Source organism: Paraburkholderia panacisoli (assembly GCF_008369935.1).
Taxonomy (GTDB): domain Bacteria; phylum Pseudomonadota; class Gammaproteobacteria; order Burkholderiales; family Burkholderiaceae; genus Paraburkholderia; species Paraburkholderia panacisoli.
The window spans coordinates 132876-158251 of record NZ_VTUZ01000013.1; the positions used below are offsets into that span (position 1 = coordinate 132876).

Sequence of the window (25376 nt, forward strand, 5' to 3'; positions counted from 1 at the left end):
GTGAGCGCTTCGTCGGCTTGCGTCACTTCGTTCCACAGGTCGCGTATCCAGTCGCGCATCAGCAGCGATTCGGCCCAGCGGTCGGTCGTGTCGTTGCCGTCACGGCCGATGATCGCGTACGGTTTCGGTCCCAGCTCGCACGTGAAGACGAGCGAGTCGTGGCGCCGGCGCGGCGTCGCCAGGACGCGAAGCCATAGCGCCACCAGTCCAGAAACAGATCGACCCACATTCGGTGCGGTTCGAATGAGATCTCGATCTGCACCTGTTCGCGGCTCGCGACGCGGCCGTGAAAGGCCCACGAGTGGTCGAGAATGCGCTGCATCGCCGCGTGGTTCTCGTCCGACACAGGCCATGCAAACTCGCGGCCCACCAGATAGTGCGAGATGTCGCCGAGCAGTTCGAGGTCCGGCCGCGCATCCAGCAGGTCGAGCGTGAAATGCAGATCGGTCGTCATGCGGTCGCGGTGTGTCTCGATGTAGACTGGAAAATCCACCTGTTCGGCAAGACGCGTCCAGCCGTCGATCAGCGTCAGGCATTCATCGATGCGCCGCGGGCGCACGTCCGGTTGCAGGTCGACGTGATGCGCGCCGAACTCGGTCGCGAGTTCGAGCACCGGTTGCAGCTCATCGACGGTGCGCGGAAAGCACTGCGCTTCGGCGCGCATGCCATGCGGCGCGAGCAGGGTAGCGAGGCGACGTACCTCGTCGCGAGATGCATAGCCGGCGCTGACACCCTCGAAGCCGGCTTGCGCGATCATCGCGATGTTTTCTTCGAGCGAGCGCTCATGGCCGTCGGTATGCCGGCGCTCCATCGCCCACAACGACTGATAGATCTCGAGACGTTGAGTCATGACACCTCTGCGGCGAGCAGCGATTTCAACTTCGCGTTGCGATCGGCGAGCAGTGCCGGTTCGACACACGCTCGCCGCGCGATCAGCGCCTGCGCGGCGCGTACGTCGCGTGCGATCTCGCTTGGGTTGCCGACGCCGCTTGCGCCGACCAGCACGCCGTCACGGTCCAGTGCGAAGAAAACGCGTGACGTGCTGCCGGTTTCACGCACGACAGTCGATACGGAGAAGGCCGGCATACCCGCGATCTGGATCGTCATGTCGTACTGATTGGACCAGAACCACGGCACCTCGGAGTAGGTCTCGCCGCGATCGAGCATGTTGCGCGCCACGATGCGTGCTTGATCCTCGGCGTTTTTCCAGCATTCGAGGCGCATGCGCCGACGAAACAGCCGGTGCGGAAACGAGCACACGTCCCCGGCGGCGAAGACGTGCGGGTCATTCGTGCGCAGCGTGTCGTCGACTGCGATCCCGTCTGCGACATCGAGACCGGCGGCTTCCGCGAGTTCGGTTCGGGGCTTCACGCCGATCCCCGCAATTACGCAATCGCATGCGATGTTGTCGCCGTCGGAGAGCTTGACGCCCGTCACGCGATCACGGCCGACGATCCGGTCCACCTGAACCGCGAAACGGATATCGACACCCATCTGCCGATGCCGCTCGACCAGATGCGCAGCGACGATCTCGGGCACGGCGCGCATCAACGCGCGCGAGCCCGCCTCGATCACGACCACGTTGCAGCCGCACGCGATCGCCGTCGCGGCAATTTCAAGTCCGATAAAGCCCGCGCCGATGACTGCTATCGTGCGCCCCGGTTGCAGTTCGCCGGCGATGTATCCGGCGTCCACGACAGTGCGCAGGTAATACACGCCCGCTAGCGTCGCACCTGGCGCGGTGAGCTTGCGCGGCGCGGCGCCGGTCGCGATCAGCAGACGGTGATAGGCGATCGCGTGGCCGCTTGGCAAGACCACTCGACGCGCCGCACGGTCGATCCGCTGCACGGACGCATCGGTGCGCAGATCGATTCCCTGCTGGCGATAGAACGCTTCATCGTAGAGCGTGCATTCGCCGGTGGTCTTCTGTCCGAGCAGCACCGCCTTCGAGAGCGGCGGCCGGTCGTAAGGCGCGACGCCTTCATTGCCGAGCAGCGTGATACCGCCTTTCCAGCCGTTCTCGCGGAGTGCGTGCGCGGCGCGCGCGCCGCTCTGTCCGGCGCCGACGATCACCATCGCGGGTTGATTCGTCATGACGGGTCCTTTGCCGGAACGCCAAGCAGCACTTCGCCGTTCTCGACGCGCACCGGATACGTTTTCAGGTGCACGCACACGGGCGGGCTTTTCGGCTTGCCAGTGGGGATGTCGAAGCGCCCCTGATGCAGCGGACATTCGATCTCGCGATTCACGACGAAGCCATCGGCGAGATGCGCGCGTTCGTGTGTGCACCAGCCGTCGGACGCGAAGAAGCCTTCACCGATCCGGTACACCGCGTAACTCGCACCGGCGTGATCGAAGCGGATCACGTCTTCTTCATCGATATCGCCGGTGGCGCAGGCCACGACCCACTTGAGGTTGTTCGTTTCGACGGTCACGGGAGTCTCCGTTATTTGAGGTCGTTCAGGCGTTCGATTGCACGGGGAATGCGTCTTGCGGCACGTCCTTGCCCGGGATCTTCCGTTCGATCACGTGTGAAGGATCGGACCGCTGTTTCCACAGCGCGGGCAGCATCTCCCGATACGCCGCATAGAGGCTCGGATACGCAGGCGGCAATTGATCCTTGATCGATTCGTGCAGACGCGGCAGCGCGTGGAACGGCACCATCGGCAGCAGATGGTGTTCGAGGTGGTAGTTCATGTTGAGATAGAGAAAGCGAAACACGGGGTTGATATGCACCGTGCGCGTGTTCAGACGATGATCCTTCACGTTGACCGCAAGTCCCGCATGCTGGGTGAGGCCGAGCAGTTGATGCAACCAGCCGCCGTAGAAGCGCGGAGTCCAGACGAACATGAGCGGCAGGAAGCTGTGCGTGGCGATTGCGAGCGCGATAGTGCCGAGCACCACCGCGAGGTAGATGCGGCACGACCAGATCATCTTGGGCTTTTCGGACGCGGGCAGAAACGCGTCGGTCGCGGCGTCGACACGGCCGAATGCGTGCCGCACGACTTTGCCGATTTCGATCGAGCAACCCATCAGGCCGAGAAAGTCGATGACGATTGGCCAGACTTTCGTCGGCCGTGCGACCTGGATCTCGGGATCGCGAGCCTGGAAGTAGGTGTGCGTGTGGTGCCGCGCGTGACTCCAGCGCCACCAGTAGGCTTCGCGAATCGTCATGAACGACGACAGGTGATAGAAGAAATCGTTGGCACGACGGCTCCTGAAAGGCGTGCCGTGCGCGAGTTCATGCCAGCGCGCGTCGCTTGACGAGTAGATCGTGCCGTACACAAAGAACGCCGGGACCGCCCACCAGCTTCCCCATGACACGGCGGCCACAACGCCCGAAGCAATCAGCAACGCGAGCCACAGTCCGAAATTGCGCCAGCCTTCGGTGTCGCTGCGCTTCATAAGCTCCTTGAGCGCTGCACGCGAAATCACGGGCTGATACCACTGCTGGCCGATGCCGTCTTCAAAGGCTGTGTCGGTGACGCGAGGTGCGGCGCCGCCGCCTTCGACGCCGGGAGTCGAGGACATGGGTGTCTCCTGCTGTGTGTGACTGTGCTGTTTTGGTGGCTTCCCGTCATTGCGGCGGTGGCCGGTGCCCTTGTCGTTGGGTCAACGATAGATGACGGGATGCGCCGGTTCACGAGAGAAAATGATGGATTTCCATCAGGCCGGCTTGTGTGCCGCGCCGGGAAAGGCAAACCGAATGGAAAATTAATTCCATGTAACTGTAGGGAAGCAATTGATTTTGCGGACGAATTCAGAGCCTGATTAGATAAAGCACTCACGGCTGCGGTCTGCGGCCGGTTTCACCTGAACTGCGTGGGCATGAGCCAAAGACTGGCGACACTTGATTTCTGCATCGCGGCACTCTTAGAGGAAATTGCGGCGCACGTCGTCGCTGCCGGGCTGCTGCACCGGGTGATGTCAGCGTGGCAGGGCAGACCCAAAGGAAGCTGGGATAATGAAGGCGCTCACAGCGCAATTTTCGAGGCTATTTTCCAAAGTGCCGGCGGCGAATCGGAGGTGAGTTATGCACGAAGAAGTCCAATACAGTCACTCAACCGACATTCCCGGTTTGGTCCTTAGTAAGGCTCGGTTTGCCGAGTTTCGCTTTGAGCCGCACTATCATCTCGACTGCCATATCGCACTCATTGCGAGCGGGGTGCAACGTCAATCGTTCCGTGGGGAATCCCTGTTGCTCACGCGTGGCGCGATTCAGCTCATGCCTGCGGGCGAGGTCCACGACGGGGTTGCTGGGGCTGACGAGTCATACACGCTTCAAACGTTTCGACTGTCGCCCGCGCTGCTGAACGGCTTCGGGGAGGAAATCACGGGCAAGCACTATTTCCCCTCACAGGCCGCAGCGGTGCTGCAAGATAGCCGCCTCGCAGAGCAGTTGCTCAAAATACACGCGACCCTTCAGCACGGGATGAACGATCCCATCATGAGCGAAACCTACGTTCTGGAATTGCTGGAGTCACTGTTCGCCCGTTTGAAGCAACCATCCCCCACACCTATCGCCGGCGCCTTATCGTCTCAGCAACTGCGACTTGTTCGGGAATTCGTCGAGGCGAATATTGCCGACAAAATCGTCCTGGAAGATCTATCTCTGCTTGTTGGCCTCGATCGATTCCGGTTTTTGAAACTGTTTAAACGCACTGTTGGCATGACGCCTCACGCCTGGTTACTGCGCATGCGGCTGGAAAAGGCGGTGGCGTTGATCAACGCGAACAGGAACATGCCGATCACTGAAATTGCGCACGCCGTTGGCTTCTTCGATCAAAGCCATTTCACGCGGGCGTTTCGCGAGGCGTACGGCGTTACTCCCGCTCGCTTCTGACAGCGGCGCAGCAATTTTTTACAAGGCGTTTCGGTTACAGACCGGTAGCCTTCGGTTTTTGGCCTCGTGCCCATCCTGGGCGGTCTCCATCTAAGGCAGAACTACCGAATGACTACTTTCAGCTTTCTCGACGACTACAGCGAAGGCGCCCATCCTGACATTCTCCACGCCCTGACGGAGTCCAACTACATCCAACAGGCGGCCTATGGGGAAGACTCCTACTCTGCCGAGGCAACCGCTCGGATCAAGGCCCACTTGGGAAACACGTTCGACGGAGCGATCCACTACGTTGCAAGCGGGACCATGGCCAACATCGTTTCAATAGCTAGCTGCCTGCGTCCGCACGAAGCCGTCATTGCAGTGAGCTCGGGACATATCGTAGTCAGGGAAGCCGGCGCGATTGAGGCGACTGGCCACAAACTCATCGTCGTTCCCCCTGTAGACGGGAAGCTCACGCCCGCCAATATCGAGGCCGCGCTTGCCAGCAATGCTCATTTTCCGCACATGGCAAAGCCTCGCCTTATCTATCTGTCGGATGCAACCGAAATAGGCACCGTCTACACCCTTGACGAACTGCGGAAGATATCGGCGCTCGCAAAGCAACGCGGCCTGATTCTATTTCTCGATGGCGCGCGGTTGGGCGCGGCATTGGCGTCAAGCAAGAGCGACGTGACATTGGCCGATATTGCTTCCCTCGTTGACATTTTCTGGATCGGTGGAACCAAGGCAGGCGCGCTTTTGGGTGAAGCAATTGTTGTTTGTAATCCCGCGCTGACGGAGGATTTTGCTTTTCATGTAAAGCAACGCGGCGGCATGTTAGCCAAGGGGCGGCTACTGGGTATCCAGTTTCAGGAGTTATTTGGCGTCAAGAATCTCTTCCTCGAAAATGCAAAGCACGCCAATGCCATGGCGGCAAAGCTCGCCTCTGGGATCGTGTCCAGCGGTTACGCTCTCGACGCGCAAACGGCTACGAATCAGGTATTTCCAATATTGCCCGATTCGGTCATTTCCGCATTGGAGCAACTCTTTGCTTTCTACGTTTGGAGAAAATCGGATAACGAGCATTCTGTGATTCGCCTGGTAACGTCCTGGGCCACACAAGAACACCAGGTCGACGCCTTTCTGGCTCGGCTCGCCCAACTTTGAAGACACGCCGGCGGTTGCCCTTTCTGCCTGTTTCGCCGATGTTTTGGGATTCGAACTTTCACGTATTTCGAAACTCTCCAGCCAGGCTATTATCGAGGGTCAATGCCGACTGTCTGGATGGCGTGAATGTTAGGATGCCTGCCCTCGAAGGCGGATAGCGGCTCGCGTTTCTGAAAGGAGATTGCGATGGCTGAGCTCGTAACATGCTTGTGGTTCGATCAAGGTAGAGCGCGTGAGGCGGCGGAGTTTTACGCCGCCACGTTTCCTGACAGCCGTGTCGATGCAGGTCATGTATCCCCTATACCCGGCATTGGCCAGGGTCCGGAGTTGACGGTCGAGTTCACCGTGCTCGGTCGGCGCTTCGTAGGGCTGAACGGCGGCCCCAATTTCAAGGCCAATGAGGCGGTAAGTTTCATGGTCGAGACGGATAGCCAGGAAGAGACCGACCGATATTGGAACGCCATTATCGGCAAGGGCGGAGAGGAAGCGCCTTGCGGCTGGTGCAAGGACCGTTGGGGCTTTTCGTGGCAGATCACGCCCAAGCGGCTGCTCGAGTTCGTCAACGGGACCGACCGTGATGCCGGAAGGCGTGCGATGGACGCGATGATGAAAATGAAGAAGATCGATATCAGCGCGATAGAGCGCGCAGCGGCAGCGGCTGATTGACACGTCGACGCAGCGGCTCGGCCCGTCAGTCGATGTGGCTGGCTACGAAGCCTTGACTCAGAGCAAATACGATAGAGCGGGTAATCTTGGACTGGACTTGTACATTGCGAATGAGATCGCCAAAGCCCATCACGGAGAAATCGAAGCGCGGTCCGACGAAACAGAGACCTCATTTTCAGTGTCACTCCCGCGCGCCGACGGAATTGGTACGGAGAGTTGACCGTGCTTCGCAACGGAGAGCCGCCGCCGATCGGTTGAGTTCAAATGGTGTCTGAGGGGTCGAATTGAGCCCCCGCTTGCGGCCTCTGGCCCAATCGACCCGCAGACATTCGAACGGCGGCTGCGCTGCGCGAGCCGGTCAGATATCAGTGACGTTCTGTTTTCAACGACGACTAAGCGCCAGGCCCGGTATCGAGAGGCAGGCATCGCCCATGCCAGCGCGCCGCACGCCCCACGCGCATTCCGATGATTTGGGTGTAGCCTGACAGTCCAGCACGCAAGGGGAGGCGGTATGGAACGAGAGTTGAAGCTACGAATTCCTATCGAAGATCTTGAGAAGTTGCGTCACGCGCCTCTGCTTGCGCAATCGAAAAGCGCGACGGATCCTCCCAAATTGCTGACAAGCACCTATTTCGACACGCCCGAACTTGCCTTTCACTGGTGCGGGGCTTCGCTGCGCGTGCGTGTCGTCGGCGGCGAGCGCCTCCAGACGTTAAAGCTCGAACGGTCCGCACGGACGGGCCTGTTCGACAGGGACGAGTTCGAGATGCCCGTCGATAGCGACACGCCCGATCTGAAGCTGCTGCTGGACCAGATTTCCGCTGATACCGATTGCGGCAAGCTGATTCGTGACGAGGCGACCGCCGCCCGGCTCAAGCCCGTATTCGTCACGCGGATCAATCGATCCGCTATTCCATTGCGGTTGCCGTCTGGAGACGAACTCGAAGTGGCGCTCGACGAGGGGACCATCGAGGCGGACTCGGGCTCGGTCCCGATCGTGGCGGTGGAACTGGAGTTGAAACATGGGCAACCAGAGAATTTGTACGAAGTAGCGCTCGAACTCCTGGAAACCGTGCCCCTGCGCATCGATCATATGAGCAAAGCTGATCTCGGCTACGAACTGCTCGTAGCAGAGCGCAGCGACGCGGTGAAGGCTCAGCCGGTGCAGTTGAACAAGCGCGATTCGATCGAGGACGCATTCTGCAGTATCGCGCGCAACTGTCTGGATCAGGTCCACGCGAACGAACGTGGCGTCGTGTCCGGCCATGATCCGTCTAGTGTCCATCAGATGCGCGTGGGACTTCGTCGGCTGCGCTCGGCCCTCGACCTGTTTGCGGACGAGATTCCCGCTTATGCCGGTCTTGGCGAGGAACTGCGCTGGATTGCATCGGAGCTTGGTGCCGCGCGTGATTGGGAAGTACTCGCCGGATCGACGCTCGAACGTGCGGGGACGTGCGCAAGCCCGGACGAAATCCTGCCGGTACGTCAGGTGTGCGAGCAGATCGCCGCCAACAATCGGCAGCTCGCGGCAGCCGCAGTCGAGTCGGCCCGCTATACCCGGCTCGTACTCCAGTTCGTGACATGGTTGAATCGGCAGGGATGGCGAGACGGAATGTCCGACAAACAGCGCGGGAGCATTGACAGGCCAGCCAGCCAGTTCGCCGCGGATGTCCTGCGTCGTCGACACAGGATATTGATCAAACGCGGCAAGCGGCTTGCCGAGCTCGACGATCACCGACGCCACCGTGCCCGCATTGCAGCGAAGAAAGTCCGATATGCCACCGAGTTCTTCGCGTCGCTTTGTCCGAGGCGCGCCGTCCGGCATTACGTCGATGCGCTGACCGCGCTGCAGGACGATCTGGGTTGGCGCAACGATGCGGTGGTCGCCGACCAGCTTCTCAAGTCGGTGCCGCGAGTATCACCGGACGCGGCCTCGGGAGCAGCCTTCGCGCGGGGTTATCTCGCTTCACGCGTCGCTGCCGATCACCAGACCTTGAAGAAGCTGTGGAAAAAGTTCAGACGTCTTTCGCCGCCGGGATAAAGTCAGCTGGATAGCCAACTGGGAGTCCCTGCACTGACACCCGACGATCTCGACGCATTGGCTTTCGCGGCAAAACACGCGGACGTCGAGATGCTCGAGCAGCACCTCGACAGTTTGCAGGCAGACCCCCTCGGCATCGTCCTCAAGATCGAGACGCGCCGCGGCTTCAACAATCTTGCATGGACGCTTGCAGTCAAGGGTCAATCATTCAGAGCCAGATATTGATGAAGAGACTGAATGGCGGCAGCACCTTCTCCAACTGCGGCTGCAACCCTCTTTACCGAGCCGCTGCGCACGTCACCCACTGCGAAGATGCCGGGTCGGCTGGTCTCCAGGGAATGAGGAGGGCGGTCGGATGGCCACTTGTCGATTGCATCGGGACCGGTGAGCACAAAGCCGTTCGTGTCCAGCGCAACGCAATCGCCGAGCCACGCAGTATTGGGCTGTGCGCCAAGAAACAGGAAGACGTGCCGGACCGGCCTGTGTTCAATATGCCCTTGTCGATCCCATTCGACAGATTCGAGTTGTGACTCGCCGTTCAACTCGACGATCTGTGTCCGTCGATGAACGGTGATGTTCGCAGCCGCATCAATCCGCCTGATCAAATAGTTCGACATGCTCGCGTTGAGTGCGTCGCCGCGAATCACGATGTGGACGTGGCGCGCAAATCCCGCGAGAAAAACCGCTGCCTGGCCGGCTGAATTTCCGCCGCCGACGATAATCAGTTCTTCGTTGGCGCAGAACGCGGCTTCCATAAACGTTGCGCTGTAGTAGACTCCGCGTCCCTCAAAATGCTCAAGGCGGGCCAGCGACGGCTTTCGATAGCGAGCGCCGGTAGCGATGACGACAGCGCTGGCATACACGTGTTCGTCGCAACTAAGACGGATGTGAAAGGGCGGCGCGTCGCGGCATTCGATGCCGAGTACTTCGATGGGTACACCGACTTCGGCGCCGAATTTACGACATTGAGACAAGCCGCGGCCAGCAAGCGCTTGTCCCGAGATACCAGTCGGAAATCCGAAGTAGTTTTCAATCTTCGAACTCGTCCCCGCCTGGCCGCCTGGGGCCTTGGTGTCGAGAACCGCGGCCCGCAATCCTTCTGATGCCGCGTACACTGCGGCCGCGAGACCTGCCGGTCCCGCGCCGACCACGACCACATCGAATCGCTCACCATTCAACCTGTCGGGGCTCAGGCCAATCGCGTCAGCCACGGCGCGGTTGGTCGGACGCTTTAGCACGACGCCCTGTAACGTGACGAGCACCGGTATGTCAGCTTCCGTCACGCCATAACGTTCAAGGAGCGCCTTTGCTTCTTCATGCTCGTCGATATCGAAGTAGGCCGAAGGCTGACCGTTGCGGCTCAGAAAATGGCGCAATCCAAGCGTGGCCGCAGAAGCCGAACTGCCAATGACCAGAACACCGCCGTTCTGATCCTGGATGAACGCAACGCGCCGCAGGATAAACGCCCGCATGATCGTTTCACTCAACTCCGCTTCCGCGATGACGAGCGCGCGTAGCGATTCCTCGTCGATGACGATGACTTCGCAGTCGCAGGTGGCGCGCGCGCTCGCCACCGCAGCGCGGCCGGCAAGCGTTCCGACCTCGCCGGTGAAGCTGCCGGCGCCGTGCACGCCCAGAACATGGAGACTGTCTCCGGAGCCTCTTGTCGCCTCGATTGTCCCGGAGACGATGGCGAACATGGGAATGTGCCGATCACCTTCGGAGAACAGCACGTCGCCCGTTTTCAGTTTGCGCCGTTCGCCGTATCGCTCCAATAGCGCAACCTGTCTTTCATCCAGCCTTGGGAAAATTTGATGGTGACGGCTGCCGCCTGACATCAGTTCTTCAAATCTGCCTGAAGATTTATCGCTCATGGGGCGTTCCGAATGGTTGGGCGCACATTGCGACCCGGGTGAGCCTGTTATCGGATACCGCGTCGCCGCGAGACAATCAGCAAGACTGGAAAAGACTGCGGACCCGCAATATCCGCACAGATTGTGCGCCTGAGTTCCATGATCAGTAAAGTGTGCGAGAGAGCATGGACCGCGTGCATTGTGCTCGCGGCGAGAGTCGCGGGGCGGCCACCTGAGGTCGATCGCCACCGGTAGCCGAACAACCGGCCTTTAATACTGCGCCGGCGCGACGAAAGCGCTGGAGGTCCGCCGGCGATTGTTGGTTCGAGATGAATACGCTCGCGCACGCATGTGAACAGATTGAACGTCAGTGCTGGGAAGAGGCACTCCTGCAGTATTTCGTTGGTTCTCAGGCCAGCACGACGATGATGATGATCCAGGCGCTGTTCAGAGGCGTCACGCGCTCGCGGATCGAACGCATGCGACGCGATCTCGATGCCTCACCGCCGACCAAGCCATGTATGCTGAGCGACGATCAGGCCACGCGGGTATTTGACATCTGGAGCGACCTGCCGAGCGTTCCACTGGATCTGCGCGAACGATACGTCGAGCTGCACCAGCGCTGTGCGGGTCGTTTCACCCTAGCGACGCTTTTTGCTGTGCTGAACGTCGGCGATGTACCCCACGGACCAAATGGCGCGTGCGACCGAACCCGGCCTCGTCCCGACGGTGCCACCCACGTTTCTGACTGAGCTTTTTGAATCATGGGGAGGGCGGTGATATGAACGGTCTCGACAAAGCGCGGCAGGCCGGCATGGCCGTGCTTCTTGACGCATGCATTGGACGGCAGCAGTTTCACAGTGTGACGGGTTCCTGCGCGGCGCTGGAACGTTTTGCCGAAGCGTGCCGGAACGCATCACTCGATCGCGAAACGAAGGGACTCGATTACTCGATCCTGCAATCGCGCGAGCCGGCCAGTCTTGTGCTCGGCTTTGCGTCACCCTACGGTTTCATGATCGCGACACTGCTGGTCGAACTCGACTACCTGGTGCGGGTTGTCAAGTCTGCGGTATTGCGCGACCTGATCACCTCCAGCGGCGGATTTCATCGGAAAGCGAGATCGCGAAAAGTGGGGCGGTTCGCTCGATCTGCTGCGGTCCCGGTCGGCCGGCGCGACTGGGTTCAACCTGCGGTGGTGGAGGAGCTACAAACCACGGTACCGCTTCACTCTTCGCCCGCACCGGCTTTACACGATGCATGAAAGTTCGCCCGACCGACGCCAATCGGCGGGGCATCGGGCACGACTGGGATCAGCGCGGGCGCCTGGTAATCGATCTGGTGATGCGACGCTGGTCGGACTGGCCCACCGATCGGGTAGGGTGACGGCATCTTCGCAACCACAAAAGGGTAGAACACGATGAACAAGCAGGAACTGGTGGACGCCGTTGCAGCAAAGACTGGCGGCAGCAAGGTCGACACGGGCGAGACGCTCGACGCACTGATCGGGGCCATCACGGCAGCCGTCACGAAAGGCGATACCGTGCAGCTGATCGGCTTCGGCTCGTTTTCCTCGGGTGCGCGTGCCGCGCGGGTCGGTCGCAATCCGGCGACCGGCGCCGAGATCCAGATTGCGGCCGCAAAGACAGTCAAGTTCACGGCGGGCAAGGCGTTCAAGGATGCAGTGAACGGGGCCTGAAACCGCAGCCAAGCCGCCGGACGTCGCTGCCAGCGGTCTCGTGGCCGGGTCGCCGCGACCGGTAGGGCGACAGTCGCGTCGGAACATAGTAATCAGGCTGCCGGCCTGGACTCAGGTCGGCTGGCCTGGTAGCATTTGCTGCGAGATGCCGTGTCGTATCTCGGCCAGCGCTTTGCTACCTGTCTACACCGATATCCGCATGGAAAACAAACGATCCCGGACACGCCGGCAGACCTCATGCCCGACCATCGGTGCGCTGCTGCGCTACCAGACCCGCATCGTGCGCGTCATCGCGGAAGCGCGTGGGCAGCGCGCGATGATCGAATCGCTCGACACAGTGGGCCGACATTCGTGAGCACGGTGAAATGGGGCAGCCTGCACGAGCTCGGCGCCCAGCTCTTTTAGTCCCGGCCTCCATGGCGCGCGGCCGGCAACCTTGGCGCCGCCGAATCCGACTGCGCGGCCGATTTCACGCCGCTTGCTGTGCAACCACGCCTGAACGGTTCCCGCATTACACCCCTGTAGATGCGACGTCTCGCCTCTTTTATACTGGTGCGCATGTCAATCAGGCAAACACCATGAGGCGCGTGATTGTCCGGCGATCGTCAGTTCACGGCAGGGGCGTGTTCGCAATGAAACCGCTCGCGGCGGGCGAGCGCGTGCTTCAGTACAAGGGTGAAATCATGTCGTGGCGCAATGCCGTTCGCCGCCACCAGCGCGAGGGCGTCGAAGGCCATACTTTCCTGTTCGGTCTGTCCGATGGGTCGGTGATTGACGGCAGCCGCGGCGGCAACAGTGCACGCTGGCTGAATCACGCCTGCGCACCGAACTGCGAGACCATCGAGGACGACGGGCGGATTTTCATCCATACCATCCGGCCAATCGAGCCCGGTGAAGAACTGTTTATTGAATATCTGCTGGCGACGGACGGACCTCTGGATGAGGACGTTCGGGCGCAATACGCGTGCCGGTGTGCTGCAAAAGGGTGCCGCCGGTCGATGCTGGCGAACGCGGCGTGATGGGTGCGACGCAGGAGGGGAAGGGAAACGTCGCTGTCTATCGGAGCGGCCACACCATTGGGCTTGGCGAATATAGCAATTGGCCCCTTGCGCGCTCACCCCCGATCCTCAGGAATGCCTGATAGTTAGATCCATGCCTGCGTTTTTCTATCATTTCTATCAGACCAAGGTCGCATAGTTTCGCGAGAAAAATGGGAACAGACTGCTACTACAGCCATAGCCTGCCTGCGGCCCGCGCTGATGTAACCTGGACCGCTGCCGAAGTCCGTTCATACGGGCGAGAAGCGATAGCAAGCCCCACCCACCGCGCCTTACGGCCGTGTCGTGCCAGACCCGCGAACGCTGTCGGATTTATCGTGGCCTATTAGCAACTGGAGCGAGAAATGAAGGTCATCAACACACTCAAGTTTGCTAGCGGCGCATTAATCGTGATCGCATCGATCAATGCGTGGCCCCAGACCAGCGAATCAGCCGCTGCACCGACAACGCCGGCAGCCGAGGGAAGTGCTAAAGCCACCAGACAGGCGAATCGCGCACTAAGCAAAAAAGTGCTTCGCGCCCTCTCGAAGGGCGGTGTCGCTACTTCCAGAATCAACATCATTGCAAAAGGCGGCGCAGTGACCCTCGCGGGATCCGTCACTGACGCCAGTCATATCGACAAGGCGGCCGAAATCGCAAAGACTGTGCCCGGCGTGACGTCCGTGAAAAATGCGCTGACCTTTAAAGAAGAGGGACAGTAACACTCCGTGGAGGCAGTCGTCGCAGGGAGCGCTGACCGACTGCCCTTTAGCACACCGGCAGCAGGCAATCTCTAGGATTTCCGAATCGGGTTGTACACGGACGGCCACTAGCTTCAGGCTAATGACCGAGGGGGCGAGACGGAGCATTCGACTTCCTTGAAAGCGGACGTACTGCACGTCCCAGACTGGTGGTCCTTCCAGCGACTGCTTACATACCGAGTCCGCAGTTGACACCACGAACACCAGAGCAGGACGGCACGCCAAGGCCGATCGTGATGCGTGCGCGCCCACAATCTCGGCTACCGTGACGATTCGTCATGCAAAAGTGGAGTCCGCGGCGCGAGCCAGTCAGGAGGAGGTGAGCATGGAAACCGTGATGAAGGCGCCTGGGAAGGCGAAGGCCAAGGTCAATAACGTCGCGGAGGTCCCGGCTCTTCGCACCCGCGCAGAGCGTCTCGTCGCCGGACAGGCGTTGCGCGATAGCGTGCCGCGCAGCAGCCACGCTGACTGGATACCATCGGCCCAGCGCCGGAATCCCATAGAGATCCTGGAAGAATCGAATCAGGATCGATTGCCGGAACTTGTCCCGATTCGCTACGGCCGTATGCTCCGCAGTCCGTTCACATTCCTGCGCGGGTCGGCGGCGCTCATGGCCTACGATCTCGCGACTACCCCGAGTACTGGTCTTGAGGTGCAAGCCTGTGGAGACTGCCACCTGTTGAATTTTGGCCTGTTTGCAACCCCGGAGCGCAATCTGGTCTTTGATCTGAATGACTTTGACGAAACGCTGCCGGCACCTTGGGAATGGGATCTCAAACGGCTGGCCGTCAGTGTTGCGGTCTCCGGACGCGACAGCCACGTGTCGGATGCAGATTCCCGGAAAGCCGTCCTCGAGTGCGTGCGCGCATATCGGGAGCACCTGCGGGACTATTCCCGGATGAATCCCCTTGAAGTCTGGTACACCCGCCTGGATATGAACACCCTCATTGCGATGGCACCCGATGAGAAGGTCAGAAAGACCCGCCAACAATTGGCAGACAAAGCCCGCCAACGTGTTGTTGAAAACCTCTTTCCCAAAATTGCCGGCGAAGTGGCTGGGCGACGTCGGCTGGTCGATCAACCACCGCTGCTCTTCCACGTCAGTGACCCGGGCTTCGAGGAACGGGTGCGTGAGGCGCTAGCCGACTATCGGCAGTCGCTGTCCGATGAGCGGCGTGTCCTCCTGGATCGCTACCACCTTGAGGACTTCGCCGTGAAGGTCGTGGGCATTGGCAGCGTCGGCACCCGTTGCTTCATCGGGTTGTTTTTTGATGAGGAAGACCATCCCCTGATTCTCCAGTTCAAGGAGGAGCGCCGGTCGGTCCTCGAACCCTATGCGGGAAAGAGTCACTACGACAATCAGGGGCAGCGTGTCGTCATGGGGCAACGGTTGATGCAGTCTTCCAGCGACATTTTTTTAGGATGGTTGCGAGGACAACGAGGCTATGACTTTTTTGTGCGCCAGTTGCGGGACATGAAGATGTCTGCTCCCGCCGAGGGAGTCAGCCCTGCGCGGCTCAAACGCTATGCCGGGCTCTGCGGATGGACCCTGGCCCGCGCCCACGCCAAATCCGGGGATGCCACGAGCATCAGTGGCTATCTGGGAAGGGGCGATGCCTTTGACGAGGCCATAGGCACGTTTGCCCTCGCTTATGCAGATCAGACGGAGCGTGACCACGCGGCGCTGGCGAAGGCGGTAAGCACTGGAAGGCTGGAAGCTCTCGTTGAGGAATAGCGTCCTGGACCACTCGAGCGCGACCAGGCCCTTGCGCACGACCTGTCGCGCCAGCCTTGACGAGCTCCGACTGCAGCCGTCTCAATGCCTTTCCATAGTCATGCGTGAGGCAACGCCGGCCACCGTAATTGACGCGTAGACAGACCCTGTCGCAGATCGATCAGGTTTTTTTGCGTTGGGAGGCAGCGGTACATTCGCAACTTTCAGCGCGCGGCGACTAGGGACAGTGACGACAGGCGCGATGGAGTTGGCCCCGTCTGCTCCTGTTGACTCTAACGAGCGTGCTTGCCGGCGCATGACGACTCTGCAGGGCCGGGGAATCGATAAGAAGTGAGAGCTGTATGAAGCGATCCGGAGGACCCGTGATTCGATTGCCGACGTCACCGTGGCTAGTACTTGCGTTGTTGCTCCTGCTCGGCGGCTGCGCCAGCCGTCCCATCAACCCGCCAATTACCCACGCCGATCCGAATGCCGGCTATCGATTTGTCACGCGCCCGCAGTATTCAACGGCCAACGAAAATCTGGTGATCCTTGCCTTTTCGGGCGGTGGCACACGTGCTGCCGCGTTCTCGTACGGCGTCCTTGAGTTCCTGCGGAATACCGAAGTCGTTGGACCGAAAGGCAACCAGTCACGCCTGCTTGACTATGTCGGCGTGATCACCGGCGTGTCGGGCGGCAGCTTTACGGCGCTCGCCTACGGCCTCTACGGAGACAAACTCTTCGACGACTATGAACAGCGCTTTCTCAAACGCGACGTGCAGGGGGAGATCACTTCACGCACTTTAAACCCGACTTACTGGCCGTCACTGTGGTCAAGCGGCTGGGGTCGTTCGGAACTGGCGGCCGATCTATACGACGAGATCCTCTTCAACGGCGCGACGTTTGGCGATCTTGATCGTGGGAAAGGCCCGCTCATCATCGCATCGGCCACTGACATTTCCACCGGCGCCCGTCTGCCTTTTACGCAGGCCACCTTCGACGTGCTCTGCTCGGATCTGAATGGGATACGTCTTTCCCGTGCCGCGGCCGCGTCGTCGGCAGTACCGGTGGTGCTCTCGCCCATTACGCTCAACAATTACGGTGGCACTTGCGGCTACGTGCCACCCGCCTGGATCAAGCCGTTTGTCGACTCAGTCGACCCTCCTCGACCTGCCGCACGCGCAACCCGCCATTTGAAGGAGGAGGCGGAGTTCGGTGATGGCGTCAACCGGCCATACATCCATGTCGTAGACGGTGGCGTTTCAGACAACCTCGGTATGCGAAGCGTGCTGGATTCCCTCGAGATCATGGAAGCGCTGCAGTCAATTGATCAGCCCACGCCACTGGACCATATACGCAGGATCATCGTCTTCGTCGTCAATTCACTGTCCACGCCGAAGACAGCATGGGATAAGTCGGAATCCCCGCCGGGCACGCTGCAGATACTGGTGAAAGCGGCGGGCGTTCCGATCGACCACTATTCCTACGAGGCGACTGAACTGTTGAGGGACAAACAGGCACAGTGGCAATCCATGCGCCGGATCCGCGAGTCGCATGCATTTGCCGCCAACAAGGATACGGCCATCACCAAGGCGTTGCGCACGCCGGACACGACGATCTATGCCATCGACGTGTCGTTCTCCCAGTTGACGGACCAGGCGGAACTGGATTACCTGAATGAGCAGCCCACGTCGTTCTCCCTGTCGGCCGAGGCCGTCGACCGCCTGCGCGCCGCTGCGGGGAAGATCATCATGGCGTCGCCCGAGTTCCAGCGGCTGCTGCAGGACGTCGGCGGCAAAATCGTGAGTGACCCGCCGCGCACCGGGGCGAAAGAAACGGTACCCGCCGCGAAGTAGCGCACCCTGGAACGCCCCTGCGCTGCTTGTGGCCGACCTATTCAATCGGGCCGGGGCTTCTGCTTCCTCGCCGGTCACCGCGACAGGCACGCGCGCGTCGATCGTTCCATACTTGAATGCATTTGTTTCTGGCCCCACTTCTCACGGACGTCGCCCGCGCGCTCTGCGAAGCCACCTGAAAGATTGTTCCGCTTCCGTCCGAGCCTGTAGCAAGCGCGGCTCGAACGCACGATTCCGGAGGCGCTTACTTGGTGCTCGTCGCCTTCTCCGAATCACTGCCTGTCTGGGCTGCCCGAATCGCCGGCACGACGTCGTTCATCGACGGCAGCGGCTCCTTCGGCACCGCAGCGGCGTCAACGGAGGCCGGCTCGACGGCGTCGGTCTTCAGGTAATGCTCGACTAGCGCGAAGAAACGCTGATAGAAAACGCCGGCGGGAATCGTCTCGCTCGCAACCTTCACCATCGAGTCATCGCTCGAACCAATCGGCAGCGACAGCGATCCGAACACGCTCAGGCCGACGCTCGCCGACGTGTTGCTCTTCTTCAGCGCATAGCGATCCTGCACCGCGTTCACGTACGCTGTGCTGCTGTTGCTTTTGGGGTCGTCGGTTGTGCAGACCACGTGGATTTCGATCACCGCGTGCGAATCGCTGGTAGGCTGGAAATTTTTCGAGCCATCGACCGAATCAGACCTCGTCGAACTGGCGATATATCCTTGGCTGAGCAACGCACGGCGGGCGGCTTCGCAAGCGGGCTCCGCCTTCGCGGCGAACTTGTGCGTATAGGGGCTGTCGCCTGCGTCGAACTGTTCTTGCTGGTAAAGCGGCTTCGGCGTCGAGCACGCAGACAGTGCGCTCGCAAGCGCAAGCACGAAAGCCGCGGAGGAAAAGCGGAACTGAGTATGCATGGCTGTTTAGGGGTTGATCGGTTCGAGCGGTGAAGGGTCCGATCCCAGAAGGTCAGGACGCCCAATGCTCTTGCCCGGCATGAGAGGGACACATCATGCGGGCGATCCGAAAGTGAACGAGGCGCGCCTATTATAATTTTCTTTCCCTACAACAACCTTCGACGTTGTCGTGAGCACAGGTCCTGTCCGAGCGCCTGACAGAAGAGACCGGAATCCACATGCTGAATGCAGTCGAGCTTAACCAGTTTGTCGTGCGAAACCGTCCGAAGCAACTGATCAAACGACGAGGGCGGTTATCAGCCGGTTTCTGTCTGTCGCCATCAGGCAGTGACCGGCCATCTATGGACATTGGCGCGTGCTTGCGCAGAGCCATTCCAACGTCAAATTCGCCCCAGACAACGGACCTTCGCGCTCTGACCACGGATGTCACGGCGTCGGCCGTAGAACTGCGCGAAGCGCTTCCGATTTTCCGGAGCACGCAGTCCTAAGGCTGGCGTTCCCGCTTGATCAACTCTGTGGGGCGCGCCAACGAACGCTTGTGCTACGCAATCACAATGCCGCAATCACGGCCTTCGGCTCGAGAAACGCCTCCAGCCCAAACGAGCCATACTCGCGGCCAATACCCGATTGCTTGAAGCCGCCGAACGGCGCGGCCGGTTCGTGTGCGAGCGTATTGACGAGTACGCGTCCCGCTTCGATTCGCGACGCGACCTCGCGCGCACGCTTCTCATCCGCCGAGAACACGTACGCCTGCAGGCCGTAGTTCGTATCGTTGGCGATGGCGATGGCATCGTCAGTATCGCGATACGTGATGATCGACAGGACCGGGCCGAAAATCTCTTCGCGCGCGATCGTCATGTCGTTCGTCACGTCGCTGAAGACAGTGGGACGCACAAACCATCCTGCGTCGACGCCATCCGGCCGCCCTTCGCCCCCTGCGATCAAACGCGCTCCTTCTTCGATGCCGATGCGGATATAGCGCTGCACGCGCTCCCACTGCTTCTTGCTGACCATCGGGCCGACGGTCGTTTGAGGATCGCGCGGATCGCCCGCCTGTGTTCGCGCGACTTCCTCCCGCACGCGCGCCTCGAACTCCGCGAGCCGTTGCCTGGGCACGAGAATGCGCGTGCCCGCGATGCATGCCTGGCCGCTGTTCATGAAACCGGCCTGAATCGCAAGCGGCACGACGTGGTCGAAATCCGCATCGTCGAGCACGACCACCGGCGACTTGCCACCGAGTTCGAGCGTTACACGTTTCAACGTATCGGCGCCGGCACGCAGAATCGTCTTGCCGACTGCCGTGGAGCCCGTGAACGACAGTTTCGCGACATCGGGGTGTGAGCTGATCTGGGCGCCGACCGTTTCACCGCGTCCCGTAACGATGTTGAATACGCCCGCCGGCAAGCCCGCTTCGTGCAACGCTTCGGTGACGATGCGAGTCTGGATCGCACTTATTTCGCTCGGTTTGATGACGGCCGTGCAGCCCGCGGCCAACGCGGCGGCCAGCTTCCCACAGATGAAACCCGCGTCGCTATTCCACGGGGTGATCAGGCCCGCGACACCGAGCGGCTGCATCACGACTTCAGCGGTGCCCGCCCGGCGCGTGAACGCGTAGTCCTGTAGCACCTTCGCCGCTTCGAGCAGCACACTGCTCGCATGCTGAGCCATCCACCGGCCACGCGACACGGGTGCGCCATATTCTTCGACGATTGCTTCGTAAAGCTCGTCTTCTTTCGCAACGACGGCTTCATGCATCCGCTTCAGCATGTCGATGCGCTCGCGCTTGTCCGTGCGCGAAAACGCGGGAAACGCGCGATTCGCTGCAGCAATCGCCTCGCGCGCATCCTGCGCATCGGCGAGGCGCACGCGGCCGATCACCTGTTCGGTCGCGGGATTGAAGAGGTCAAACAGCTCGTGGCCGTGCGGCGTGACGAATGTGCCGTCGATATAAACCTTGTCGATGATCTGCATTGCTGCTCCCGGATTGCGTTGTGAATGACACACGATAGACCGGCGCAATTGCGTTGACTAGCCGTACAATCTGGCACGCCGTGTTGAGAGATTTGGGACAATGAAAACGTCAGGGCTTGGAGAACTGGAAGCGGTGCTGGCCGTCGCGCGTCATCGCAGCTTTCGCGCGGCGGCGACCGACCTGGGTGTCTCGACGTCCGCGCTCAGTCATGCGGTGGCGGCGCTCGAAGCCCGCATCGGTGTGCGGCTTTTCAATCGCACGACGCGCAGCGTATCGTTGTCGGAAGCCGGTGTGCAATTCGTCGACACAATAGCGCCCGCGCTGTCGACGATCCGCGTCGCGATCGAACGGGTCGGCAGCTTTCGCGACACGGTGTCGGGCACCTTGCGCATCAATGCGTCGGCGGGAGCGGCGAAGCAGGCGATGCCGCTGTTTATCGCGTTCCTGCAGCGCTATCCGGAAATGAAGCTCGACATCGTCACCGAAGGACGGCTGATCGATATCGTCGTCGAAGGATTCGATGCGGGCATCCGTCTCGCCGAAACTGTGCCGCAGGACATGATCGCGGTGCCATTCGGTGACAGGCAACGCTTTGCCGTCGTCGGCAGTCCGACGTACTTCGCGCAGCACAAGCCGCCGCGCACGCCCGCGGACCTGAACGCGCACAACTGCATCCGCACGCGAATGCCAAGCGGCGCGATCTATCAGTGGGAGTTCGAACGACACGGCGAAGCGGTGCGTATCGACGGAAAGGGTGCGCTGACGCTGGACGAGCCAGGCCTGATGCTGGCAGCGGCGCGCGCCGGTCTCGGTCTCACGTATCTGACCGAGTGGACCGTCGCTGCGGATCTGGAGGCGGGCACGCTGGTTCGCGTGCTGGAAGACTGGACGCCGCCGCTCGACGGCCTCTGTCTGTACTATCCGGGCCGCCGCCACGTGCCAGCTGGACTGCGCGCACTGATCGACATGATCCGCGAACACGCTGATGGGCGACGGGCGCGCCGCGAGCGAGTGTCCCCAAAAGGAAAAGTGCGCGGCGCACGGCGCTAGTGGCGCGTGACGACGCACGCATGACCGATGTACCCTGGAAGCTGCCTATCAGGTGAAGCTTGGCCCTGCGTCCGGGCTGGGTCGAGAGTACGCATCCGCTGACAGAGAACGCGAAATTCGCAGTTGTGGAGATCCGAATGGCAGAAAAGCTGACTATAGTCGCCTCACCATTGCCGACACCTGAATGACAGCAACACGCCCTGAGCCAGTCTGTCGGGTTCCGGATATAAAGCTGCCAATCCAATGGCAGGTCTCCCGCTTTCCCAAAAGGCTGATTGTGGCCCGATAACAAACAAACCGCCGCCGGGTTGCGATTAACGCATGTTGCCAGTGTGGCCGAGCGAATACCGGCCAGGCTGCGGCCACACCGTCAGCCCGTGTGGCTCCATCCCGACGGGAATTGATTTGACGGCACCGGTCGTCGTGTCGATCGCATAAACGACGTCGTCGAAGCGGCCCGACAGCCACAGCGTCTTGCCGTCCGCGCTGACATTGCCCATGTCGGGACTGCCTCCGCCAGGAATCGCCCAGGTCGCAATTACCTGATGAGTCGCGAAGTCGATCACCGACACGCTGCCCTTGCCGTGGCGCGGCCCGTGAACATGATTGGAACCGCGGTTGGCGACAAAGAGTTTTGTGCCGTCGCGGCTCGGATACAGCCCGTGAGTACCGACGCCAGTCTTGACGAAGCCGATTACTGTGAGGCCGTCGCCGTCGACGAGGTGCACTCCGTCGGCCATCATATCGGCGACAAAGAACACCTTGCCGTCGGGCGACACGCGGATGTCTTGCGGCATGCCTTTCTTCCCGAGCTCGAGATAGCCCATTACCTTGTGTTCGACAAGATCGATTTTGGCGAGCTTGCTACTGAATTCACAGGTGAAAAGCGCGTATTTGCCGTCGATGGAGAAGTCGGCGTGGTTGATGCCCTTGCACTGCGGTACCTCCAACCTCGATTTCAGCGTCATCGTGTGGGGGTCGCGAAAGTCAAGCCGCGCATGCGCTTCTGCCACCACAATCGCTTCCTTGCCGTCGGGCGAGAAGTACATGTTGTACGGATCGTCGACCATCATCTCCTTACCGGGCCTGCCCGTTTTCGGATCGATCGGCGTGAGGCTGCCATCGGTGCGGCCTTCGGCATTGTTGGCGACCCACAGCGTTTGCAGGTCCCACGACGGCACGACGTGCTGCGGACTGCGGCCCACCGGAAATTTATCGATGACCTTGCTGGTGGCCGGATCAATCACATAGACGTCGTTCGAGCGCAGGTTTGGCACATAGACGCGGGAAAGCGCGCCTGCCACCAAGGGACTCATGTGACCAGCCGCCGATTCGCTGTACAGGTTGTCAGGAATGACGACCGGCGGCATGCCCGGCACGGTGGCCACGGTCCCGGCCGCCAAGGCGCTGGCGCAATAGGTGGCCAATGTCGCCGCTGCGGCGGCTACAACGTGTGAGAAACGCCGAGAACGCAATTGCATGACGACGTACCTTATTGAATAGATGCGATGGCGGTTGACGACTACCATACGCTGGATTTCAGCGGCCGGAGGTTTCCTTCCGGATAGCGTCGATGGTGCGCGATACGATCGCGTCGGCGCCAAGTTTGCCGAGCTCGCCGGTCGAGTGCCGCGGGTCGCCGCCATAGACGCCGTCTGCGGGGCCGGGTTGAGGCGCGCTGCGCAGGCTGTCGAGCCTGACCATCTGCGGCGCGACGGCGAGGAGAAGCGACGTATCGGCGAGCCCGGCGTGCGTGCCGATCTGGCTGTCCGGCACGCCGTGCTGACGGAGGATTTGCGCGTAGCCGTCCGAACTTGTGCCGTAATACTCCGGTGGCACGAATGCCCGCGCGCCCGAGGCGGCCCAGGCCGTGTTCAGCTGCCCGACCACGAGCCGGACGTCGTTCTGGTAGCCTCCGTGGTCGGCGAGGAAGACGATGTTCCTGAAACCATGAATCCTAAAACTGTTAGCTGCCGATTCAAGAGTCTTTTCGAATACGTTGTCGGGCACGGTGATCGTGCCCGGGAAGCGCATGTGCGAAGTAGGCGGGGCATAGCTGCCCTCGGGCACATAGGCGATGACCGGCGCGACGATGGCATTGCCAAGGCCTTCCGCGATGCGCTCGGATAGCACCTTGACGCGCGCGTTGTGCTTGCCGAGCGCAACGTACGGTCCACTTTGCTCGGTGCCGCCGATCGGGATGATGATCGTGGTCTTGCCCGCGTGAATCGCATCACGAAGTTCGGTCCAGGTCATGTCTTCCAGCTGCACCGTTCTGGGTGCTTGTGCCATCGCGGCCTGGGTGAGAGCGCAGACGACGGCGGTAGCGACAGCTCGCGGCAAGGTGAATTTCATCGCGGATCCTCGATGGCTAAACTGTTGTGCACGGTGTGGCGACCGCTATCGCCTTTTGACTTGAATATTCTCACATCACTCGCGGTTTCCCTGGAAGCGCACCCTGCGCTGAGACACACCGTCGCACTCCTGGATTTCGCGCGTATGCACAGTTGGGTGATCGTTGAACCGTCCATTCGTCGTGCCGCGCATGGGGTCTGCTGCACTCGGTCCAGATGAAAGCCGCGGGCGCTGCCCGGCCTCGGCAACGGGCGCGACTGGCGTTGGCGCTCTGGACGTCCGGGCTGGCTCGCAAGTATGCATCCGCTCGATGTGATAGCTGACGCTCTCTGCTGCCGAGCGCAAATGTCCGGATGGCGACCGGTAGCCGCCTCGTCGTTGCCGTTACCAGAGTTTCGGGTATGGCCGAAATGTACTTGCAGGTTATCGGACAGGTTTCTGATGGCCGATTTCGGTCGCCCGGTTGACGGGCGCGAGATCCGTGTTGGTCAGGCCGCGCACACTACCGCGAACGGCCGGATGGCTTCGATCGCGGCTTAAACGGCGCTAGCTCTTTGCAGCGAGCACGTAGTCGCTGCAGTCATGCAGACGAGCGAAGGCGAGATCCAGGAACGCTCGTACCCGCTTGGGCTGAGCAGTGCGGCTTCCGTAGTAAAGATGCAAACCGATGTGCGTGCTCATATGCTGCAGGAGAACTGGCACCAGTCGTCCCGCCCGGATATGGGATGCAGCTGAGAAACTCGCGAGCTGCCCCATGACTTGCCCCGAGAGCACGGCTTGCACTTCTAGCTCCGCGTCGTTCGTCGCGAACGCAGGGGACATTTGCCGATGTTCGAGCTTGCCATTGACGGTCAAGTACCAAGGCGCTACCTTGCCAGTGACCGAATGCCGAAACACGGAGCATCGGTGGGCCGTCAAATCTTCGAGTGTCGACGGCGTTCCGTGTGCCTTCAGATAGCCAGGCGCCGCGCACACGATCATCTGGATCGGGAAGAGCTGCCTACCGATCACGCCCTCGCCAGGCGACGTCCCGATTCTGAAGCCGACATCGACGCGATCCAGCACCCAGTTGCCGATACCGTCATCGAGCTGGACGTCCGGCTGGATACCAGGGTGCTCGCGACAGAACTCGTTGAGCAGTGGCATGAGGATAGCGGCGAACGACGATTTTGGCCCAACGATGCGCAGCGGCCCCGCAATCTCATCCTTGGACTCCCGCGCCAACGTCAGAGCCCTGTCCAATGCCGCCAGGGCTGGCTGCGTGCTCTCCAGGAACCTTCGGCCCTCCTCGGTAAGGGCGAGGCTGCGCGTCGTCCGATGCAACAGGCGGACTCCAAGATGCTTTTCCAACTGTGCGATGGTCTGACTGGCAGCTTGGGGCGTGACGCCCTGGGCCAGGGCCGCCTGTCGGATGCTTCCGAGTTCCACGGCTTTGGCGAACGTCGCGATGGCCTTGAAGTCGTTGATGGGCATGATCAA

General features: G+C 60.9%; 22 protein-coding genes and 2 pseudogenes. 14 read left to right on the plus strand and 10 right to left on the minus strand.

Translation table 11 applies throughout. The features are described 5' to 3' along the window. Positions 1–58: 58 nt before the first annotated feature. Genes FVF58_RS20810 through FVF58_RS20825 form a run of 4 tightly spaced genes read right to left on the minus strand, consistent with a single transcriptional unit; the run spans position 59 to position 3531 of the window. Positions 59–850: a sugar phosphate isomerase/epimerase family protein gene (locus FVF58_RS20810; RefSeq protein WP_246217135.1), complete on the minus strand. Its 792-nt coding sequence runs from the start codon at positions 848–850 to the stop codon at positions 59–61. Beyond that, a complete protein-coding gene (locus tag FVF58_RS20815) occupies positions 847–2094 on the minus strand; it encodes an NAD(P)/FAD-dependent oxidoreductase (RefSeq protein ID WP_149671746.1) in 1248 nt (415 codons plus the stop codon). The genes FVF58_RS20810 and FVF58_RS20815 overlap by 4 nt, the downstream gene beginning before the upstream one ends. Further along, positions 2091–2435, minus strand: a complete 345-nt coding sequence (locus tag FVF58_RS20820; RefSeq protein WP_149671747.1) for a non-heme iron oxygenase ferredoxin subunit — start codon at positions 2433–2435, stop codon at positions 2091–2093. Before FVF58_RS20820 ends, FVF58_RS20815 begins: the two co-directional genes overlap by 4 nt. A gap of 25 nt (positions 2436–2460) precedes the next feature. Continuing rightward, positions 2461–3531, minus strand: a complete 1071-nt coding sequence (locus tag FVF58_RS20825) for a fatty acid desaturase (RefSeq protein ID WP_149671748.1) — start codon at positions 3529–3531, stop codon at positions 2461–2463. Positions 3532–4033: 502 nt separating this feature from the next. Here FVF58_RS20825 and FVF58_RS20835 point away from each other — a divergent pair. The 5 genes and pseudogenes from FVF58_RS20835 to FVF58_RS20855 all read left to right on the plus strand — a co-directional run bounded on the left by FVF58_RS20835 (position 4034) and on the right by FVF58_RS20855 (position 8696). Next, positions 4034–4843: a helix-turn-helix transcriptional regulator gene (locus tag FVF58_RS20835; RefSeq protein ID WP_149671749.1), complete on the plus strand. Its 810-nt coding sequence runs from the start codon at positions 4034–4036 to the stop codon at positions 4841–4843. Positions 4844–4951: 108 nt separating this feature from the next. Beyond that, positions 4952–5989, plus strand: coding sequence for a threonine aldolase family protein (locus tag FVF58_RS20840; RefSeq protein WP_149671750.1), 1038 nt, complete (start codon positions 4952–4954; stop codon positions 5987–5989). Positions 5990–6175: 186 nt separating this feature from the next. Beyond that, on the plus strand, positions 6176–6655 hold the full coding sequence (locus FVF58_RS20845; protein WP_149671751.1) for a VOC family protein: 480 nt from the start codon (positions 6176–6178) through the stop codon (positions 6653–6655). Positions 6656–6728: 73 nt separating this feature from the next. Beyond that, a pseudogene (locus FVF58_RS52850) lies at positions 6729–6875 on the plus strand (sensor histidine kinase); the annotation flags it as partial. A 291-nt stretch (positions 6876–7166) separates the two neighbouring features. Further along, entirely contained in the window at positions 7167–8696 is a 1530-nt protein-coding gene (locus tag FVF58_RS20855; protein ID WP_149671752.1) for a CYTH and CHAD domain-containing protein, read from the plus strand. A gap of 200 nt (positions 8697–8896) precedes the next feature. Here the strand turns inward: FVF58_RS20855 and FVF58_RS20860 are convergent, their stop codons facing one another. Continuing rightward, positions 8897–10570, minus strand: coding sequence for an FAD-dependent oxidoreductase (locus FVF58_RS20860; protein ID WP_149671753.1), 1674 nt, complete (start codon positions 10568–10570; stop codon positions 8897–8899). Positions 10571–10878: 308 nt separating this feature from the next. Here FVF58_RS20860 and FVF58_RS20865 point away from each other — a divergent pair, with 308 nt between their 5' ends. The 8 genes from FVF58_RS20865 (at position 10879) to FVF58_RS20900 (ending at position 17613) form a co-directional block, all read left to right on the plus strand. Beyond that, positions 10879–11301 carry a hypothetical protein gene (locus FVF58_RS20865; protein ID WP_149671754.1) on the plus strand — a complete coding sequence of 141 codons (423 nt, stop codon included), beginning with the start codon at positions 10879–10881 and terminating at the stop codon, positions 11299–11301. A gap of 29 nt (positions 11302–11330) precedes the next feature. Next, positions 11331–11810, plus strand: coding sequence for an AcaB family transcriptional regulator (locus FVF58_RS54435; RefSeq protein WP_149671755.1), 480 nt, complete (start codon positions 11331–11333; stop codon positions 11808–11810). 156 nt (positions 11811–11966) lie between these two features. Further along, positions 11967–12245, plus strand: a complete 279-nt coding sequence (locus FVF58_RS20875; protein WP_149671756.1) for an HU family DNA-binding protein — start codon at positions 11967–11969, stop codon at positions 12243–12245. Between the two features lie 199 nt (positions 12246–12444). Next, on the plus strand, positions 12445–12600 hold the full coding sequence (locus FVF58_RS20880) for a hypothetical protein (protein ID WP_246217136.1): 156 nt from the start codon (positions 12445–12447) through the stop codon (positions 12598–12600). Positions 12601–12823: 223 nt separating this feature from the next. Next, complete coding sequence (locus FVF58_RS20885) at positions 12824–13264, plus strand: SET domain-containing protein (RefSeq protein ID WP_149671828.1); 441 nt, start codon at positions 12824–12826, stop codon at positions 13262–13264. A gap of 383 nt (positions 13265–13647) precedes the next feature. Beyond that, positions 13648–14004 carry a BON domain-containing protein gene (locus tag FVF58_RS20890; protein ID WP_149671757.1) on the plus strand — a complete coding sequence of 119 codons (357 nt, stop codon included), beginning with the start codon at positions 13648–13650 and terminating at the stop codon, positions 14002–14004. Between the two features lie 364 nt (positions 14005–14368). Further along, the gene (locus tag FVF58_RS20895) at positions 14369–15778 is read left to right on the plus strand and encodes a DUF2252 domain-containing protein (RefSeq protein ID WP_149671758.1); all 1410 of its coding nucleotides are present in this window, start codon (positions 14369–14371) and stop codon (positions 15776–15778) included. Positions 15779–16140: 362 nt separating this feature from the next. Beyond that, positions 16141–17613, plus strand: coding sequence for a patatin-like phospholipase family protein (locus FVF58_RS20900; protein WP_223191165.1), 1473 nt, complete (start codon positions 16141–16143; stop codon positions 17611–17613). Between the two features lie 301 nt (positions 17614–17914). Here FVF58_RS20900 and FVF58_RS20905 read toward each other — a convergent pair. Both FVF58_RS20905 and FVF58_RS20910 read right to left on the minus strand, forming a co-directional pair. Next, positions 17915–18520: pseudogene (locus FVF58_RS20905) on the minus strand (DUF2242 domain-containing protein); the annotation flags it as partial. A gap of 549 nt (positions 18521–19069) precedes the next feature. Then, positions 19070–20491 (minus strand): aldehyde dehydrogenase family protein, encoded by a 1422-nt coding sequence (locus FVF58_RS20910; protein ID WP_149671761.1) that lies wholly within the window; start codon positions 20489–20491, stop codon positions 19070–19072. Positions 20492–20591: 100 nt separating this feature from the next. Here FVF58_RS20910 and FVF58_RS20915 point away from each other — a divergent pair, with 100 nt between their 5' ends. Then, positions 20592–21542 (plus strand): LysR family transcriptional regulator, encoded by a 951-nt coding sequence (locus FVF58_RS20915; RefSeq protein ID WP_149671762.1) that lies wholly within the window; start codon positions 20592–20594, stop codon positions 21540–21542. 314 nt (positions 21543–21856) lie between these two features. Here FVF58_RS20915 and FVF58_RS20920 read toward each other — a convergent pair whose 3' ends face one another. The 3 genes from FVF58_RS20920 to FVF58_RS20930 form a co-directional block, all read right to left on the minus strand. Then, positions 21857–23023, minus strand: coding sequence for a YncE family protein (locus FVF58_RS20920; protein WP_149671829.1), 1167 nt, complete (start codon positions 23021–23023; stop codon positions 21857–21859). A gap of 58 nt (positions 23024–23081) precedes the next feature. Next, a complete protein-coding gene (locus FVF58_RS20925) occupies positions 23082–23897 on the minus strand; it encodes a creatininase family protein (protein ID WP_149671763.1) in 816 nt (271 codons plus the stop codon). A gap of 546 nt (positions 23898–24443) precedes the next feature. After that, entirely contained in the window at positions 24444–25370 is a 927-nt protein-coding gene (locus tag FVF58_RS20930; RefSeq protein ID WP_149671764.1) for a LysR family transcriptional regulator, read from the minus strand. Positions 25371–25376: the final 6 nt, after the last annotated feature.

Coding starts and splice junctions, on each gene's coding strand:
- FVF58_RS20835 (WP_149671749.1), top strand. CDS start 4,034: ATGCACGAAGAAGTCCAATACAGTCACTCAACCGACATTCCCGGTTTG.
- FVF58_RS20920 (WP_149671829.1), bottom strand. CDS start 23,023: ATGCAATTGCGTTCTCGGCGTTTCTCACACGTTGTAGCCGCCGCAGCG.
- FVF58_RS20840 (WP_149671750.1), top strand. CDS start 4,952: ATGACTACTTTCAGCTTTCTCGACGACTACAGCGAAGGCGCCCATCCT.
- FVF58_RS20815 (WP_149671746.1), bottom strand. CDS start 2,094: ATGACGAATCAACCCGCGATGGTGATCGTCGGCGCCGGACAGAGCGGC.
- FVF58_RS20825 (WP_149671748.1), bottom strand. CDS start 3,531: ATGTCCTCGACTCCCGGCGTCGAAGGCGGCGGCGCCGCACCTCGCGTC.
- FVF58_RS20915 (WP_149671762.1), top strand. CDS start 20,592: ATGAAAACGTCAGGGCTTGGAGAACTGGAAGCGGTGCTGGCCGTCGCG.
- FVF58_RS20875 (WP_149671756.1), top strand. CDS start 11,967: ATGAACAAGCAGGAACTGGTGGACGCCGTTGCAGCAAAGACTGGCGGC.
- FVF58_RS20890 (WP_149671757.1), top strand. CDS start 13,648: ATGAAGGTCATCAACACACTCAAGTTTGCTAGCGGCGCATTAATCGTG.
- FVF58_RS20930 (WP_149671764.1), bottom strand. CDS start 25,370: ATGCCCATCAACGACTTCAAGGCCATCGCGACGTTCGCCAAAGCCGTG.
- FVF58_RS20865 (WP_149671754.1), top strand. CDS start 10,879: ATGAATACGCTCGCGCACGCATGTGAACAGATTGAACGTCAGTGCTGG.
- FVF58_RS20855 (WP_149671752.1), top strand. CDS start 7,167: ATGGAACGAGAGTTGAAGCTACGAATTCCTATCGAAGATCTTGAGAAG.
- FVF58_RS20860 (WP_149671753.1), bottom strand. CDS start 10,570: ATGAGCGATAAATCTTCAGGCAGATTTGAAGAACTGATGTCAGGCGGC.
- FVF58_RS20925 (WP_149671763.1), bottom strand. CDS start 23,897: ATGAAATTCACCTTGCCGCGAGCTGTCGCTACCGCCGTCGTCTGCGCT.
- FVF58_RS20910 (WP_149671761.1), bottom strand. CDS start 20,491: ATGCAGATCATCGACAAGGTTTATATCGACGGCACATTCGTCACGCCG.
- FVF58_RS54435 (WP_149671755.1), top strand. CDS start 11,331: ATGAACGGTCTCGACAAAGCGCGGCAGGCCGGCATGGCCGTGCTTCTT.
- FVF58_RS20895 (WP_149671758.1), top strand. CDS start 14,369: ATGGAAACCGTGATGAAGGCGCCTGGGAAGGCGAAGGCCAAGGTCAAT.
- FVF58_RS20880 (WP_246217136.1), top strand. CDS start 12,445: ATGGAAAACAAACGATCCCGGACACGCCGGCAGACCTCATGCCCGACC.
- FVF58_RS20845 (WP_149671751.1), top strand. CDS start 6,176: ATGGCTGAGCTCGTAACATGCTTGTGGTTCGATCAAGGTAGAGCGCGT.
- FVF58_RS20810 (WP_246217135.1), bottom strand. CDS start 850: ATGACTCAACGTCTCGAGATCTATCAGTCGTTGTGGGCGATGGAGCGC.
- FVF58_RS20885 (WP_149671828.1), top strand. CDS start 12,824: ATGAGGCGCGTGATTGTCCGGCGATCGTCAGTTCACGGCAGGGGCGTG.